Origin of the sequence: Limnohabitans sp. Rim28, assembly GCF_000293865.2 — a bacterium.
In the GTDB taxonomy this organism is placed as follows: domain Bacteria; phylum Pseudomonadota; class Gammaproteobacteria; order Burkholderiales; family Burkholderiaceae_C; genus Limnohabitans_A.
On the sequence record NZ_ALKN02000010.1, the window covers coordinates 44,750 to 60,656 of the forward strand.

The window sequence follows — 15,907 nt, forward strand, 5'->3', positions numbered from 1 at the left end:
ACTTATTCCGCTGCAGGTGCGCTGTCGTCCGTTGGGGCTTCGGCATCGCCCTCAGCCGCATTCGCGTCGTTTTCCACGATGCGTTGCAAGCCAGACAGCTTGGCGCCTTCGTCCAGACCAATCAAAGTCACGCCTTGTGTGGCGCGACCCAATTCGCGAATTTCAGACACGCGGGTACGCACCAAAACACCGGTATCGGTGATCAGCATGATCTCATCATCGGCTTGCACCAAAGTGGCGGCCACGACTTTGCCATTGCGCTCAGACTGCTGGATGGCAATCATGCCTTTGGTGCCACGGCCGTGGCGGGTGTATTCGGTGATGCTGGTGCGTTTGCCGTAGCCGTTTTCTGTGGCCGTCAGCACGCTGGCGCGGGCTTTGGTCTCTTCTGCGGGCGCATCGGGTTTTTCTTGCTCCGACACCAACATGGCGATCACGCTCTGGTGGTCTTCGATCATCATGCCGCGCACGCCGCGGGCACTTCGGCCCAATGGGCGCACATCGTTTTCGTCAAAGCGCACAGCTTTGCCGCCGTCGCTGAACAGCATCACATCGTGCTTGCCGTCCGTGAGGGCTGCACCAATCAAAAAGTCGCCTTCGTCCAAGTTGACAGCAATGATGCCGCCTTTGCGGGGGTTTGAAAATTCGTCCAGCGAAGTCTTCTTGACCGTACCCATGGAAGTGGCCATGAACACATATTGGTTTTCGGGGAAGGTCCGGGCTTCGCCCGTCAAGGCCAAGACCACGTTGATTTTTTCGCCCTCTTGCAGCGGAAACATGTTGACGATCGGGCGGCCGCGTGAGCCACGCGAGCCTGCGGGCACTTCCCAAACTTTCAACCAGTACAAACGGCCCCGGTTAGAGAAGCACAGCAAATAGTCGTGCGTGTTGGCGATGAACAGCTGGTCGATCCAGTCGTCTTCTTTGGTGGCGGCGGCTTGCTTGCCACGGCCACCGCGCTTTTGCGAGCGGTACTCGCTCAGTGGCTGGCTCTTGATGTAGCCGCTGTGTGACAAGGTCACCACCATGTCGGTGGGCGTGATCAGGTCTTCGGTGGACAGGTCTTGCGCACTGTGCTCGATCTCGCTGCGGCGTGCGCCGATCTTGGTTTGGCCAAATTCCTGGCGCACCGTGCCCAACTCGTCGCTGATGATGGTGGAGACGCGCTCTGGCTTGGCCAAGATGTCCAGCAGGTCTTCGATCTCGGACATGACCTCTTTGTACTCGGCCACGATTTTGTCTTGCTCCAGCCCGGTCAAGCGCTGCAGACGCATCTGCAAAATCTCTTGCGCTTGTGTGTCCGACAAACGGTACAGCCCGTCCTGGCCCAGACCGTATTCGCGCTCCAAGCCTTCTGGGCGGTAATCGTCGGCATTGACCACCGAGCCATCGTCACGGGCGCGGGTCAGCATGGTGCGCACCATCTGGCTGTCCCAGGCGCGGGTCATCAGTTCGGCCTTGGCCACGGGTGGCGTGGGTGCGCCGCGGATGATGGCGATGAAGTCGTCGATGTTGGCCAAAGCCACGGCCAAGCCCTCGAGCACATGGCCACGGTCACGCGCTTTGCGCAGCTCGAACACCGTGCGGCGTGTCACCACTTCGCGGCGGTGCTGCAAGAAGACCTGAATCAGGTCTTTCAGGTTGCACAGCTTGGGCTGGCCGTCGATCAAGGCCACCATGTTCATGCCAAAGGTGTCTTGCAGCTGGGTCTGCTTGTACAAGTTGTTCAGCACCACTTCGGGCACCGCGCCACGCTTGAGCTCAATCACCAAGCGCATGCCGGACTTGTCGGACTCGTCCTGGATGTGGCTGATGTCTTCGATTTTCTTCTCGTGCACCAGCTCGGCCATGCGTTCTTGCAAGGTCTTTTTGTTGACCTGGTAGGGCAACTCATCGACCACGATGCATTGGCGTTGGCCTTTGTCGATGTCCTCGAAGTGGCACTTGGCCCGCATGACCACTCGGCCCCGACCTGTGCGGTAGCCGTCCTTGACGCCGGTCATGCCGTAAATGATGGCGCCTGTCGGGAAGTCTGGCGCGGGCACGATCTCCATCAGTTCGTCGATCGAGGCTTCGGGGTTGCGCAGCAAATGCAAGCAAGCGTCCACCACTTCGTTCAGGTTGTGCGGCGGGATGTTCGTGGCCATACCGACCGCGATACCGCCAGAACCGTTGATCAGCAAGTTGGGCAGGCGCGAGGGCAGGACCAGGGGTTCTTTTTCGGAGCCATCGTAGTTGGGGCCGAAATCAACGGTTTCCTTGTCGATGTCGCCCAGCATTTCGTGGGCGATTTTGGCCAGACGGATTTCGGTGTAACGCATGGCCGCAGCGTTGTCGCCGTCCACCGAGCCGAAGTTGCCCTGGCCATCCACCAGCATGTGGCGCATGGAAAAGTCCTGCGCCATGCGCACGATGGTGTCGTACACCGACTGGTCGCCGTGCGGGTGGTATTTACCGATCACGTCACCCACGATACGGGCCGACTTCTTGTAGGGGCGGTTCCAGTCGTTGTTCAGCTCGTGCATGGCGAACAAGACCCTGCGGTGCACGGGTTTGAGGCCGTCGCGCGCATCAGGCAAGGCACGACCGACGATCACGCTCATGGCGTAATCGAGGTAGCTGCGCCGCATTTCCTCTTCCAGACTGATGGGCAGTGTTTCTTTGGCGAACTGAGTCATATATAGAGGGGGGGAAAGTGACGCTATGGAAAGCGATCATTTTAGTTGCATGGCACTGTGGCGTCCATGCAACATTTGTGCTGCATTTGAAAGAGAGCTTTAGGCTCAGTCTTCCAATTGACAGACGCGTGCATGGTCTATGGCACAATAAAACTCAACGCATCAGATGACGGTCATTTGATGCGTCCTTTTCACGCAGCGAGTCTGCGGCTTTATCCCCTAAGAGGAAGACCATGAAGAAACTGAACAAAGTGGCGATGTTGTTGGCCTCCGCAGCTCTCGCAACCGCCGCTGGCGCACAAACTGTTGACAACTGGCGCGACAGCGCTGGCACGGTTTGGAAAAACGGTACCAACGAACAATGCTGGCGCAATGCCAGCTGGACACCCGCCACTGCTGGCACGGGTTGCGACGGCGCCATCGTGGCTCCTAAGGCAGCTCCTGCACCGGCCGCCGCTCCAGCGCCTGCTGCACGTCCAGCTCCAGCTCCAGCTGCTGCTCCAGCACCTGCACCTCGCCCAGCTGCTCCAGCTCTGCCACCCGCAGCAGCCACCAAGGTCACTTTCGCCGCTGACGCGTTCTTTGACTTCGACAAGTCCGTTCTGAAGGCCGAAGGCAAAGCCAAGCTGGATGATCTGGTTGGCAAGGTCAAGGGCATCAACCTGGAAGTCATCATCGCTGTGGGTCACACCGACTCCGTGGGCTCCGATGCTTACAACCAGAAGCTGTCGGTCAAGCGTGCTGACGCTGTCAAGGCTTACTTGGTGACCAAGGGCATCGAAAAGAACCGCGTTTACACCGAAGGCAAAGGCGAGAAGCAAGCCGTTGCTGACAACAAAACAGCCGCTGGCCGTTCCAAGAACCGCCGCGTTGAAATCGAAGTGGTCGGCACACGCCCTAACCGCTGATCCTTCACCGGATGGCCAAAAAGCCCCAGCAATGGGGCTTTTTTTCGTCTGTCGTTCATGGCCTGAGGCCTGTTCACCGACAATCAGACCCCATGACTACAAGCACTTCCAACGTCGATCCGGCCGAACTGGCCAAGTTTTCTGACCTGGCCCACCGTTGGTGGGACCCCGAAAGCGAATTCCGTCCCCTGCACCAGATCAACCCGCTGCGCCTGGAGTGGATCAACGGCTTGGTGCCCTTGAACGGTTTGAAGGTGGTGGACGTTGGTTGCGGCGGCGGTATTTTGGCCGATGCCATGGCGCGCAAAGGGGCGCAGGTGCTGGGCATTGATCTGGCCACCAAGTCGCTCAAAGTGGCGCAATTGCACGCGCTCGAAGCGGGCACCCAAGGTTTGCAATACCGCGAATCCAGCGCCGAGGCCCTGGCGGCTGAACAGCCCGCACAGTTTGACGTGGTCACCTGCATGGAAATGCTCGAACATGTGCCTGACCCCGCCGCTGTGGTCAGGGCCTGTGCCCAAATGGTCAAGCCTGGCGGCTGGGTGTTCTTTTCCACGCTCAACCGCAACCCCAAGTCCTTTTTGTTTGCGATCGTCGGGGCCGAATACATCCTCAACTTGCTGCCCAAAGGCACCCATGAATTTGCCCGCCTGATCAAACCCAGCGAACTCACCGCTTGGGCGCGTGAAGCCGGGCTGGACGCCCAAGGCTTCAAAGGCATGGCCTACAACCCTTTCACCAAGCGCTATTGGCTGAGCCAAGACACCAGCGTGAACTATCTGCTGGCCTGCCGGAAAGCCTGACCATGTTCCAAAGCGCACAAGCCGTCTTGTTTGATCTGGATGGCACCCTCATTGACAGCGCGCCTGACCTGGGCGCCGCAGTGGACCAAATGCGTGTGGCACGCGGGTTGCCGTCCCTTCCACTCGAGCACTACCGGCCCATGGCCGGCGCCGGAGCCCGCGGCATGCTGGGCCTTGCTTTTGGCATGACACCCGAACACCCCGACTTCGAGGCCATGAAAGAAGAGTTTTTCGTCACCTACGAAAACTGCATGACCGAGCGCACCCGCATCTTCGATGGCGTGGTCGACATGATCGCCCAATTGGTGGCACTCGGCATTCCTTGGGGCGTGGTCACCAACAAATCCAGCCGATTCACCGACCCCTTGACCGCAGCCATGCCTTTGTTTGCCACGGCCGGTGCCATCGTCAGCGGCAACACCACACCCCACGCCAAACCGCACCCCGAGCCTTTGTTCGAGGCCGCACGGCGTTTGTCGATAGACCCGGCGCAATGTGTGTACGTGGGCGACGACGAGCGTGACATCGTCGCGGGCCTGGCCGCGGGCATGGGCACCGTGGCCGCTACCTACGGTTATTTGGGTCAACAGAGCGATTTTTCGCGTTGGAACGCCCATTTGCACATTGATTCGCCCATCGACCTCTTGAAATTTCTCAAGAGCGCCTAAAATAGGTCTTGAGGGGCTGCACTGGTTTCGACATGGGTTCGGACGCGTGGCAGGGCATGTCGAGGTTCTGATCCTCGTTAATCTTCGGAAAAAAAACTAACTGCAAACGACGAACGTTTCGCACTCGCCGCTTAATCCGGTGAGCCTTGCAACAGTTGGCCGATAGGCTGGGCAAGGGCGGTCGCAAGACCGTCCAGGCTGCAAGGTAAAACATATGGGCTGGCACCACCTCGGGTACCTTGAGGTGGTGTGAGAAAAAAGGGTGCTGGCTGGGTGTTCAGCGTGTCGCTGCGCGGTTCATTTGGCGAGACTCAAATCAGACGACTACACATGTAGAACTGTACGAAAAAGGCTTATGGACGGGGGTTCAAATCCCCCCAGCTCCACCAAACCGCAAAAAGCCAACTTTCACAGGTTGGCTTTTTTTTGCCTGATCAATTTCAGACAAACGACAAGTCCAGGAGAGCGCTGGCAAGCGCCAGTCGCCTTAGGCACCAAGTTGAATGCGCCCAAACGGAACAATAGACCCATCAGGCAAGGAGGGCCGCAATGACTTTGGCAATGAATTGGCACGAATGGGTTCAGCACGACGCGGTGGGCTTGGCCGAGCGGGTGCGCCGTGGCGATGTGACGCCCGCTGAATTGGCCGCACAGGCCGCGGCGGGGGCGGCCAAAATCAACCCGGCGGTCCATGCGGTGGTCGAGGTGTTTGACGATGTGGTGGCCGACCCGCTCAAAGACGGGATGAACCCGGCAGGGCCTTTTGCCGGTGTGCCTTTTTTCATGAAGGACCTGGGGCCCACGATGAAGGGGCGCTTGCAGGAAATGGGCTCCTTGATGATGCGCGGCAACCGCGCAACGGCCGACACTTTCCTCACCTCGAAAATGCGCAAAGCCGGCCTGAACATCATGGGCCGCACCACCACGCCAGAGTTTGGGGTGTGCAGTTCGGCCGAAAACCCGGCGGTCTATGTCACGCGCAACCCTTGGAACCCTGAATACACCAGTTACGGCTCTTCCGCGGGCACGGCGGTGGCGCTGGCCGCAGGCGTGCTGCCGCTGTCGCACGCCACCGATGGCGGCGGCTCGATCCGCATTCCGGCGGGGGCCAATGGCAACATCGGTTTGAAGCCCTCGCGCGGGGTGTTTTCTATCGCGCCAGCGGCGTCTGACTTGACCGGTTTGGTGTCCACCCAGGGCTGTCAAAGCCGCACGGTGCGCGACACGGCCGCTTTCGTGGACCATTGCCGCGGCGGTGCGCCGGGCGAGTTCATGCCCTACTGGATGCCGCCAGAGCCTTACAGCGCCTTGATTCAGCGTGACCCGCCGCGTCTGCGCATTGCGCTGTCGCACGAGTGGGGAGAGTACCGGGCGGTGCCGCATTTTGTGGATGAGCTGCAGCGTGTAGGGCGTTTTCTGGAGGGCTTGGGCCACCAGGTCGATTGGGCCTTGCCCGAGGTGGATTTTCGGGCGGCATTTGAGGCGCAGACCACTTGCTACATCAGCAATTTTGCGCAGACCATCTCCAACTTGCTGGCCCCAAGGGGCCTGACGCGTCCGCCGGAGGGGCTGGTTGAACCGATCAACATCCAGATCTGGGAGATGGGCCTGAACACCACCTTCACCGAGCGGGCCCGCATGCAGGCGGTGTTCAATACCACCTCGCGGGCGTTTGGTCGGTTTTTTCAAGACTGGGACATCATTCTCACGCCCATCACCGCTGTGCCCACGCCCAAGTTGGGCACCACCGAATACCTGACCACCAGTGACAACCCCAGCGTGCTCGATTGGTTTGCCAACCTCTGGCGCAATTTCGCCTACACCCCCTTGACCAATTTGTGCGGCATGCCCGGCATCTCTTTGCCCATGGCCACACAGCAAAACGGTTTGCCATTGGGCATCCATGCACAGGCCCAACAGGCCAACGACGGGGTGCTGCTGCAATTGGCAGCGCAGATCGAGCGGGCGCTGGGTGGTCAGTGGCATGCGGGTCGCGTGCCCCAGGTGCATGTCTGCCACACGCCAGAGGCATGAAAAAAGCCACTCCACGAAACGTGGAGTGGCTTCATTGGCCGTTTTATTGACCGGTGCATGAGCCCCCGAGAGGGCAGAAAGCTCAGCGGCCGGCAGCGGCCTTCAGTGCAGCAGCGCGGTCGGTGCGCTCCCAGGTGAAGTCGGGCTCGTCGCGGCCAAAGTGGCCATAGGCAGCGGTCTTGCTGTAGATGGGGCGCAGCAGGTCCAGCATCTGGATGATGCCCTTGGGGCGCAGGTCAAAGTGCTCGGCCACCAAAGCGGCCAGTTGGTCGTCGGAAATCACGCCTGTGCCTTCGGTGTTTACCGTGATGTTCATGGGGCGTGCCACGCCGATGGCGTAAGCCACCTGGATTTGGCACTTGGTGGCCAAGCCAGCAGCGACGATGTTCTTGGCCACATAACGCGCAGCATAAGCGGCAGAACGGTCAACCTTGGAAGGGTCCTTGCCCGAGAACGCGCCACCACCGTGCGGGCAGGCGCCGCCGTAGGTGTCCACAATGATCTTACGGCCCGTGAGGCCGCAATCGCCCTGGGGGCCGCCAATGACGAAACGGCCTGTGGGGTTGATCAAATACTTGGTGTCTTGCAGCCACTCTTTGGGCAGCACAGGCTTGATGATTTCTTCGATGATGGCTTCGGTGAAGCTGGCTTTCATCTTGGTCGATGTTTCCGACTGGTCGGGGCTGTGCTGGGTGGACAGCACCACGGTGTCGATGCTGTGGGGCTTGCCGTCCACATAGCGCATGGTCACTTGGCTCTTGGCGTCGGGGCGCAAGAAAGGCAGGCGGCCGTCTTTGCGCAGTTGGGCTTGGCGCTCAACCAGACGGTGTGCGTAATAAATGGGCGCGGGCATCAGCTCAGGCGTTTCAGAGCAGGCGTAGCCGAACATCAGGCCTTGGTCGCCGGCGCCGATGTTGAGGTGGTCGTCTGAGGCGTGGTCCACGCCCTGTGCGATGTCGTTGGATTGCTTGTCGTAGCAAACCATCACAGCGCAGCCTTTGTAGTCGATGCCGTAGTCGGTGTTGTCGTAGCCGATGCGCTTGATGGTGTCGCGGGCGACCTGGATGTAGTCCACGTGCGCGTTGGTGGTGATCTCACCGGCCAAGACCACCAAACCGGTGTTGGTCAGGGTTTCGGCGGCCACGCGGCTGCGTGGGTCTTGCGCAAAAATGGCGTCGAGGATCGCGTCAGAAATCTGGTCGGCGACCTTGTCGGGGTGGCCTTCGGAGACGGATTCCGAGGTGAAGAGGAAGTTCTGAGACATGAAAAAAGCTCCTTGGTTAAAGTGGATTTCGGCGTTGCCGACCCTTTAACTTTGGAGCCTGGCGAACGCTTTAGCAGAATTTATGAATCGCCCTGCAAGTAGTTCAGATAACTCGGCGAACTCAAATTATAAAAGAAGCCCTAAACCTTGCAATTTCGGGTCCAATATGCGGCATGGACATTCCAACCCCCATTGAAAACCGTTTGGTCGAGCTGGAGATCAAGGCGGGCTTTACCGAAGACCTGCTGGACCAGCTCAACGCCCAGGTGTACCGCCAACAGCAACACATCGATGCGCTCATTCAAGAGCTGCGCCAGCTGCGTGACCGCCTGCCTGAATCCGGTGGGGGTGCCGAGACGCGCAACCCGCGTGACGAAATTCCACCGCATTACTGAAAGCGGTTGATGACGGCCATGCACAGCGTTCAAAACATTCGCGACCACTTGCGCGCTTTGGGTGCCAACGCCCTGCACGAACAACGTGTGCTGCGTTTGTGGGCCCAAGCCAAAGCGCAAGACAGCGGACGCAGGCCACTGCACAGCTTCATGCCCACTGCCGTGCGCGAGGCTTTGCCAGCGCTCAGCCAAACGCTGGCCGGCTTGGCCACTTTGCGCGAGCAGCATCCGGGGCAAGACGGTTCGGCCCGCTTGTTGGTGGGCCTGCAAGATGGCCAAACCGTAGAAAGCGTGCTGCTGCCACGAGACGGCTTGTGTGTTTCAAGCCAAGTGGGCTGCGCAGTCGGTTGCGTGTTTTGCATGACCGGGCGCGAAGGCCTGATCCGGCAGGTGGGCAGCGCCGAGATCGTGGCGCAAGTGGCGCTGGCCCGCACGCTCAGACCGGTGAAAAAAGTGGTCTTCATGGGCATGGGTGAGCCTTCGCACAACCTGGATGCTGTGATGGAAGCCATCGACTTGCTGGGCACGTTGGGCAACATTGGGCACAAGAATTTGGTGTTTTCTACGGTGGGCGATGTGCGGGTGTTTGAGCGTTTGCCACAAGGCCGCGTCAAGCCTGCCTTGGCCTTGTCGCTGCACAGCACCCGCGCTGACTTGCGGGCGCAACTGCTGCCGCGTGCCCCGCGATTTGATCCGCAGGATTTGGCAGAGGCGGGCGAGGTGTATGCGCGTGCCACGGGTTACCCGGTCCAGTACCAGTGGACTTTGATCGAAGGGGTGAACGACAGCGATGAAGAGGTCGAGGGCATCGTGCGTTTGCTGAAAGGCAAGTACGCGCTGATGAACATGATCCCTTACAACGCGGTGCCCGATTTGCCTTTTGCTCGCCCCACTTGGGAGAAGGCGGCGGCCATTGCCCGAACCCTGCACCAGCGTGGCGTGTTGACCAAACTGCGCCAGTCAGCGGGCCAAGATGTGGATGGGGGCTGTGGGCAACTCAGGGCCAGGGATGTGTTGCAGCGGGAGCAGCGTGTGGTCATTCAGCCCCGCTTCACCCCCGCGTTAGCGCCCCGGCAGCTTGACCAAGCCGCTCGACAGGGCCGTGCCCAATAAAACCACGGCCCCGCAGCCCAGCATCCAGGGGGTGATTTGCTCGCCCAGCAAAATCACACCGTAAACCAGTGCGAAGACCGGGATCAAAAAGGTCACCGTCAAGGCGCGCGCCGGGCCTGCGCGTTCGATCAGCCGGAAATAAACCACGTAGGCAATGCCGGTGCACACCACACCCAAGACCAGCAAAGCACCCCAAGACGCAGCCGAGGGCATGTGGTCTGGGCGAAACCACAGCGCTGGCAAAGCCAGAGCGAGCGTGGCACCCATTTGACTGCCGGTGGCTGCCACCAAGGGCGGCATGCTGGGCAGGTGCTTTTTGGTGAAGCTGGCCGAGAAGGCATAGCAGGTGGTGGCCAACAAACATGCCAGCACCGCCCACACGGGGGCCACGCCCGAGGCATTTGGCTTGAAACTGGCCTGCCCACCGACCAGCAGCACCACGCCACCAAAGCCAATGGCCAACCCGACGGTGCGCGACAGGCTGGGTCGGTCTCGGAGCCATAGCCAAGCCACCAGCGCCCCAAACAGCGGCACCGTGGCGTTCAAGATGGCCGACAAACCGGTGCTGATGTGCATGACCGCAAAGGCATACAAGGCAAACGGGATGGCGCTGTTGAGCAGCCCCACCGCAAACACGGTTCGCCAATGCTGACGCAAGACAGGCCAATGGCCCTTGGCCACCAACAGGGGCAGCAAAAACAAGGCAGCGATGGCCACGCGCATGGCGGCCGTGGGCAGGGCGCCCAGATCCAGGGCGGCCAAGCGCATGAACATGAAAGAAGCCCCCCAGATGGCGGCCAGCATCAAGAAGTCGGCCAGCCAGGCGCGGGTTGGGGTCGCGTTCATTCAGAAAACAGGGCAGAGGCGCGTTGGGCAAAGGCATGGCCTTCCAGCTTCAAAAGCGCTTGTTTGCGCCACAGCCCGCCCGCATAGCCGGTGAGTTGACCGCCTGCCCCCATGACGCGGTGGCAAGGCACCAAGATGCTCACCGGGTTGCGCCCCACAGCCGCTCCAACGGCCCGGACCGCCAGGGGCTTGCCCAGCTGCCTGGCCAAATCGCCATAGGTTTGGCTTTGCCCCGCCGGGATGTGCAGCAAAGCCCGCCAGACCGATTGTTGGAAGGCCGTGCCCGCCGACAAATCGAGTGGGCCAGGCCATGGCAAAGCCTGCCCACTCAGATGAGCCTGTACATGGGCGGCGGCGCTTTGCAACACGGGGTGTTGTGCTTCCTCGGTCCATTGTTGGCGCTGGGCTTCGGTGGGCCCGTGTTTTTGGTTGTCAAACCACACACCGCACAGACCCAGAGCGCTGGCCGCCAAAGTGATGGGTCCCAAGGGGCTGTCAGTGCGCAGTGTATGAATCATGGGGGGATGTTAGCGCGGCCCGCCTACAATCTGTTGAAAGAATCAACCGGGCCACCCTGGCCCTCAGTCAGGCGCAGCGCATGCAAATCACCCCCTCCATTTTCAAAGCCTATGACATCCGTGGTGTGGTGCCGTCCACCCTGAACGAAGCCGTGGCGGAAGGCCTGGGCAAGGCGTTTGGCACGCACGCATTGGCGCAAGGCCAAACCACCGTGGCTGTGGGGCGCGATGGCCGCCTGAGCGGCCCTTCTTTGTCGGCAGCGCTCGTTCGCGGCTTGGTGGCCGCAGGCATTCAGGTGATCGACATTGGCCTGGCCACCACGCCCATGTTGTACTTTGCAGCCAGCACTTTCTGCCAAAGCGGCATCCAGGTCACGGGCAGCCACAACCCCAAGGACTACAACGGCTTCAAGATGGTGCTGGGCGGACGCGCCATTTATGGCGACGAAATCCAGTTGTTGCGCCAAATGATGGAAGCCGAAACCTGGCAGCTGCAGGGCGGTGGGGGCGTGACGCACCAAGACGTGCTGGCCGACTACACCCAACGCATCGTGGGTGACATCCGTTTGTCCCGTCCGATGAAGATCGTGATCGATTCGGGCAACGGCATTGCGGGGGCTTCGGCCCCGGGCATCTTCCGGGCCTTGGGCTGCGAGGTGATTGAGCTGTTCAGCGAAGTGGACGGCAACTTTCCAAACCACCACCCCGACCCAAGCAAGCCTGAAAACCTGCAAGACCTGATGCATGCCCTGAAAACCTCGGGCGCCGAGTTGGGTTTGGCCTTTGACGGCGACGGCGACCGCTTAGGCATCGTCACGGCCGATGGCCACAACATTTACCCCGACCGCCAGATGCAGCTGTTCGCGCAAGACGTGCTCAGCCGCGTGCCGGGCGGCACCATCTTGTTTGATGTGAAGTGCTCGCAGCGCTTGGCGCCGGCCATCGAGGCCGCAGGCGGCCAGCCGCTGATGTACAAAACCGGCCATTCGCTCATCAAGGCCCAGATGCGGGCCATCGAAGCCGCGGGTGGCCAAGCGCCTTTGGGGGGCGAGATGAGCGGCCACATCTTTTTCAAAGAGCGCTGGTACGGCTTTGACGACGGCACTTATGCAGGTTGCCGTTTGCTGGAGATCGTCAGCCGCGCGCCCGATGCCAATGTGGTGCTCCATGCTTTGCCCACCAGCTTCAGCACGCCCGAGTTGAACGTGGTCTGCGCCGAAGGCGAGCCGCACAGTGTGACCCGCGCCTTGCAGGCCCAGGCCGCCAATGCCTTCAGTGCGCCGGCCCAGGTGTGCGACATCGATGGCCTGCGCGTGGACTGGCCTGATGGGTTTGGCCTGATTCGGGCGTCCAACACCACACCCGTGTTGGTGCTGCGCTTTGAGGGGCAAACCCCCGAGGCCCTGCACCGCATCAAGGCCGACATGCTGGCGCTGTTGCGCTCGGTCAAGCCCGACGCGCAGATTCAGGCTGCGGCGCACTGAACGCGCTCAGAGAAAGCCCAGCATGAATCCCGCCAACGCCGTGCTCAGCCCAGACCCAGAGGTCATCGTCTTCAACCTCAAAGAGCGTTACACCGGGGTGTCGGCCACCATCAATGCGCTGGTGCCTTTGCAGGCGCATCAGTGGCGCTTGGGTTTTTGCGGCACGCGCATGTCCAACGGCATCGATGGCATGGGTTTGCGCGAAGCGATTCGCTTGTCGCGAAAGCCGCCAGAGGGCCGTGCGTTTCGCATTTGGCATGTACGCCGCGACCCGGAAATGATGGCGGCGATTTTTGCGCGCGATGTGCTGGGCCTGCCCATCAAACTGGTGTTCACCTCGGCTGCGCAACATTTGCACGGCGCGTTTCCACGGTGGTTGATTTCCAAAATGGATGCGGTCATCTCGACCACCCCATTGGCGGCTTCTTTTGTGCCCAACACCACGGCGGTGGTGCCACATGGCATCGACTTGTCGCGTTTTTCACCGCCGCCCGATAAACGCACGGCCTGGAAAGATGCCGGATTGCCGGGCGAGTACGGCATTGGGGTGTTCGGTCGGGTCAGGCCCGACAAAGGCAGCGATGTGTTCGTCGACGCGATGATCGAGGCCTTGCCTCACCTGCCTGGCGCTACGGCCGTGATCGCCGGCCTGGCCCAGCCCAAACACCAGGCTTACCAAGACGCGCTCAAGGCCAAGATTGCGGCTGCAGGGCTGACAGAGCGCATTGTCTTTTTGGGCGAAGTGCCTGCGGGGCAGGTGCACCTGTGGTACCAGCGCTGCCTCTTGTGTGTGGCCTGCCCGCGCTATGAGCCTTTTGGCCTCACCCCCTTCGAGGCGGCAGCCACCGAGTGCGCTTTGGTGTGCTCGCGCACGGGGGCGTTTGACCAACTCAGCATCCCGGGTTTGACGGGCGAGATGGTGGACACGGGCGACGCCCCCGGTCTGGCGCAAGCGGTCTTGCGGGTCTTGTCTGACCGCGAACAAGCGCTGCGCATGGGGCAGGCGGCGCGTCAGCGCGTGTTGGCGCAATTTTCTTTGGCCCAAGAGGCCGAGGGCATTGGCCGCGTGTACGCGCAGCTGTTTGCCCAGCCTTAAGCCGAGATGTCTCGTTCATCCATGCCCCTGCGTTGGTTTGAGCGCTGCACCTTGTGGCTTTATGGCCAGTTCATGCGCTCGCTGCAGCCTTTCTTGATGCGCAAGCTGCAGCGGCGAGGGCAGCAAGAACCGGGCTACTTGCACCAAGTGCCGCAACGTTTGGGCCGCTATGACAGCCCGGCTTTGTTGCCCGGTGCTGTGTGGGTGCATGCGGTGTCTTTGGGCGAAACCCGTGCAGCCGCTTTGTTGATCGAGGCCTTGCGCCAGCGCTGGCCTGGCATGCGTTTGGTCTTGACCCACAGCACAGCCACAGGCTGGGCGCAGGGACAAAGCCTGTTGCAACAGGGCGATGTGCAGGTCTGGTTTCCGTGGGACACACCTCAGGCTACACAACTTTTTTTGCAACAACACCAACCTGCTTGGGGGGTGCTGATGGAAACCGAAGTCTGGCCGGTCATGGTGCAAGCCTGCCAGCAAGCCCGGGTGCCATTGTTCTTGGTCAATGCGCGGCTGAACCTTGCCTCGCAGCGTTCGGCGCAGCGCTGGTCTTGGTTGTCCGGACCTGCTTATCGGGGTTTGAGTGGGGTCTGGGCGCAGTCAGAGGCCGACGCCCAAGGCCTGAGTTCTTTGGGGGCCAGCATCGAGGGCGTGTTGGGCAACCTCAAGTTCGATGTGCAAGACCAACCGCAGGCGCTGGTGCAAGCGCAGTTTTGGCGGTCGCACTGGACGCTGGGTGGTCGCCCTCGGCCGGTGGTCATGCTGGCGAGCACCCGCGAGGGTGAAGAAGCCGAGTGGCTGGACGCGCTGGCGGCCAAGCCCGAGCGCGAACAAGCTTTGCGCGACGCCGGTGTGCTGTGGCTGTTGGTGCCCCGCCACCCGCAGCGCTTTGAAGAAGTTCACGCGGTTCTCAAAGCCAGCGGCATGGCCGTGTTCAGGCGCAGCAGCTTGTTGCTGGACGATGGCGTTTGGCCCCAGGCTGCGGTCCAAGCAGAGGTTTTTTTGGGCGACAGTGTGGGCGAGATGCCGGTGTATTTTCAGGCGGCCGACATGGCCTTGCTGGGCGGCAGTTTCAAACCCTTGGGTGGGCAAAACCTGATCGAGGCGGCCGCTTTCGGGTGCCCTGTGATCATGGGTCCGCACACTTTCAATTTTGCGCAAGCTGCAGAGTGGGCTGAAAACGCGGGCGCGGCAAGCCGCGTGGCCGACATGGATGCCGCCTTGGACCAGGTTTTGGTTTGGTCAACGCATGCGGCTGACTTGGCCCGGGCCAAGCAACAAGGTTTGCAAATGGTGGCGCAAAGCCGGGGTGCGGCCGACCGTTACGCGCAGGCCATCATGGCTTTTGGGGATTCTGGGGGTCAGGGTGCTGAAGAGGCTTGGGCGTCACCCACAAACTGAGCACGCCCCACAGCGTCAGGCTGAGGGCGATGCTGGGGCCGCTGGGCGTGTCCAGCCACCAAGACACCGACAAACCCAACAAGGCGGCTGCCCAGGCCGCCACCACAGCGGCCCATTGGCGCATGCCTCTTTCGATCCACAACGCCGGTGCGATCAAGCAGCTGAAGACCAAAAACAAACCCAGTGCAGGCACCGCCAGACTCGTCACCACAGCAAACAGGGCATAGAACGCGTTGTCGTTCGCCAGCCAGCGGGTCTGGCGCAGCCAGCCCACCAGAGCCGCGCACAACACCAGGGCCAGCACGCTGGGGGCGTTGACCCACAGCACATCGGCGGCCAGCAGTTGCATCAGTTTTTCTTTGCCATGCGGGTGCGCGCTGGCACCCAACATGGCCAGGCAGGCGCCCGCCACATACAGCAAGCCGATCAGGGCTTCGCGCTGGGCGGGCCAGCGCCGGGTGATGCCGGCAATGGCCAGGCTCACGAACAGTGCGCCTGCGGTGGCGGCCAGTTGATCGAGCCAAACAGATTCCAGATGCAGCACGAAATGGATGCCGATGACCGCCGCGGCGGCAGCTTGTGCCACCGCCAAATCAATGAACACCACGCCGCGTCGCAGCACTTGGCTGCCCAAAGGCGACAGCGCCAACAACCCGCCCAACAGGGCCAGCATCGGCAGCGCAAGCCAGGCCTGCATCGAGA

General features: G+C 61.2%; 14 protein-coding genes and 1 other RNA gene. 10 read left to right on the top strand and 5 right to left on the bottom strand.

Features of this window, described 5'->3' with window-relative positions:
- Positions 1-2: 2 nt before the first annotated feature.
- Complete coding sequence (gene gyrA / locus B472_RS12110) at positions 3-2,678, bottom strand: DNA gyrase subunit A (RefSeq protein WP_019427672.1); 2,676 nt, start codon at positions 2,676-2,678, stop codon at positions 3-5.
- A 233-nt stretch (positions 2,679-2,911) separates the two neighbouring features.
- Here gyrA and ompA point away from each other — a divergent pair, with 233 nt between their 5' ends.
- The 5 genes from ompA (at position 2,912) to B472_RS12135 (ending at position 7,091) form a co-directional block, all read left to right on the top strand.
- On the top strand, positions 2,912-3,586 hold the full coding sequence (ompA, locus tag B472_RS12115) for an outer membrane protein OmpA (RefSeq protein ID WP_019427673.1): 675 nt from the start codon (positions 2,912-2,914) through the stop codon (positions 3,584-3,586).
- Positions 3,587-3,678: 92 nt separating this feature from the next.
- Positions 3,679-4,389: a bifunctional 2-polyprenyl-6-hydroxyphenol methylase/3-demethylubiquinol 3-O-methyltransferase UbiG gene (ubiG, locus tag B472_RS12120; protein WP_026039680.1), complete on the top strand. Its 711-nt coding sequence runs from the start codon at positions 3,679-3,681 to the stop codon at positions 4,387-4,389.
- A 2-nt stretch (positions 4,390-4,391) separates the two neighbouring features.
- Positions 4,392-5,057 carry an HAD family hydrolase gene (locus B472_RS12125; RefSeq protein ID WP_019427675.1) on the top strand — a complete coding sequence of 222 codons (666 nt, stop codon included), beginning with the start codon at positions 4,392-4,394 and terminating at the stop codon, positions 5,055-5,057.
- A gap of 12 nt (positions 5,058-5,069) precedes the next feature.
- Positions 5,070-5,446, top strand: a transfer-messenger RNA (tmRNA) gene (gene ssrA, locus B472_RS12130).
- A gap of 172 nt (positions 5,447-5,618) precedes the next feature.
- The gene (locus tag B472_RS12135; RefSeq protein WP_019427676.1) at positions 5,619-7,091 is read left to right on the top strand and encodes an amidase; all 1,473 of its coding nucleotides are present in this window, start codon (positions 5,619-5,621) and stop codon (positions 7,089-7,091) included.
- An 82-nt stretch (positions 7,092-7,173) separates the two neighbouring features.
- Here B472_RS12135 and metK read toward each other — a convergent pair whose 3' ends face one another.
- Positions 7,174-8,355, bottom strand: a complete 1,182-nt coding sequence (gene metK / locus B472_RS12140) for a methionine adenosyltransferase (protein WP_019427677.1) — start codon at positions 8,353-8,355, stop codon at positions 7,174-7,176.
- Between the two features lie 173 nt (positions 8,356-8,528).
- On the opposite strand from metK, the gene B472_RS12145 reads away from it, so the two are divergent.
- Together B472_RS12145 and B472_RS12150 are read left to right on the top strand one after the other, a co-directional pair.
- On the top strand, positions 8,529-8,750 hold the full coding sequence (locus tag B472_RS12145; protein WP_019427678.1) for a SlyX family protein: 222 nt from the start codon (positions 8,529-8,531) through the stop codon (positions 8,748-8,750).
- 18 nt (positions 8,751-8,768) lie between these two features.
- Positions 8,769-9,863, top strand: a complete 1,095-nt coding sequence (locus B472_RS12150; RefSeq protein WP_116798671.1) for an RNA methyltransferase — start codon at positions 8,769-8,771, stop codon at positions 9,861-9,863.
- Here the strand turns inward: B472_RS12150 and B472_RS12155 are convergent.
- Positions 9,813-10,709 carry a DMT family transporter gene (locus tag B472_RS12155; protein ID WP_019427680.1) on the bottom strand — a complete coding sequence of 299 codons (897 nt, stop codon included), beginning with the start codon at positions 10,707-10,709 and terminating at the stop codon, positions 9,813-9,815. The two genes, B472_RS12150 and B472_RS12155, sit on opposite strands and share 51 nt — an antisense overlap.
- Positions 10,706-11,227 carry a methylated-DNA--[protein]-cysteine S-methyltransferase gene (locus B472_RS12160; RefSeq protein WP_019427681.1) on the bottom strand — a complete coding sequence of 174 codons (522 nt, stop codon included), beginning with the start codon at positions 11,225-11,227 and terminating at the stop codon, positions 10,706-10,708. The genes B472_RS12155 and B472_RS12160 overlap by 4 nt, the downstream gene beginning before the upstream one ends.
- Positions 11,228-11,307: 80 nt before the next feature.
- On the opposite strand from B472_RS12160, the gene B472_RS12165 reads away from it, so the two are divergent.
- The 3 genes from B472_RS12165 to B472_RS12175 are packed head-to-tail and all read left to right on the top strand — an operon-like array spanning position 11,308 to position 15,205.
- A complete protein-coding gene (locus B472_RS12165; protein WP_019427682.1) occupies positions 11,308-12,711 on the top strand; it encodes a phosphomannomutase/phosphoglucomutase in 1,404 nt (467 codons plus the stop codon).
- Positions 12,712-12,733: 22 nt separating this feature from the next.
- Positions 12,734-13,807: a glycosyltransferase family 4 protein gene (locus tag B472_RS12170; protein ID WP_019427683.1), complete on the top strand. Its 1,074-nt coding sequence runs from the start codon at positions 12,734-12,736 to the stop codon at positions 13,805-13,807.
- A gap of 6 nt (positions 13,808-13,813) precedes the next feature.
- Positions 13,814-15,205, top strand: a complete 1,392-nt coding sequence (locus tag B472_RS12175) for a 3-deoxy-D-manno-octulosonic acid transferase (protein WP_081504984.1) — start codon at positions 13,814-13,816, stop codon at positions 15,203-15,205.
- Here the strand turns inward: B472_RS12175 and B472_RS12180 are convergent.
- Positions 15,141-15,902: a metal ABC transporter permease gene (locus B472_RS12180; protein WP_019427685.1), complete on the bottom strand. Its 762-nt coding sequence runs from the start codon at positions 15,900-15,902 to the stop codon at positions 15,141-15,143. The genes B472_RS12175 and B472_RS12180 overlap by 65 nt on opposite strands.
- Between the last annotated feature and the right edge of the window lie 5 nt (positions 15,903-15,907).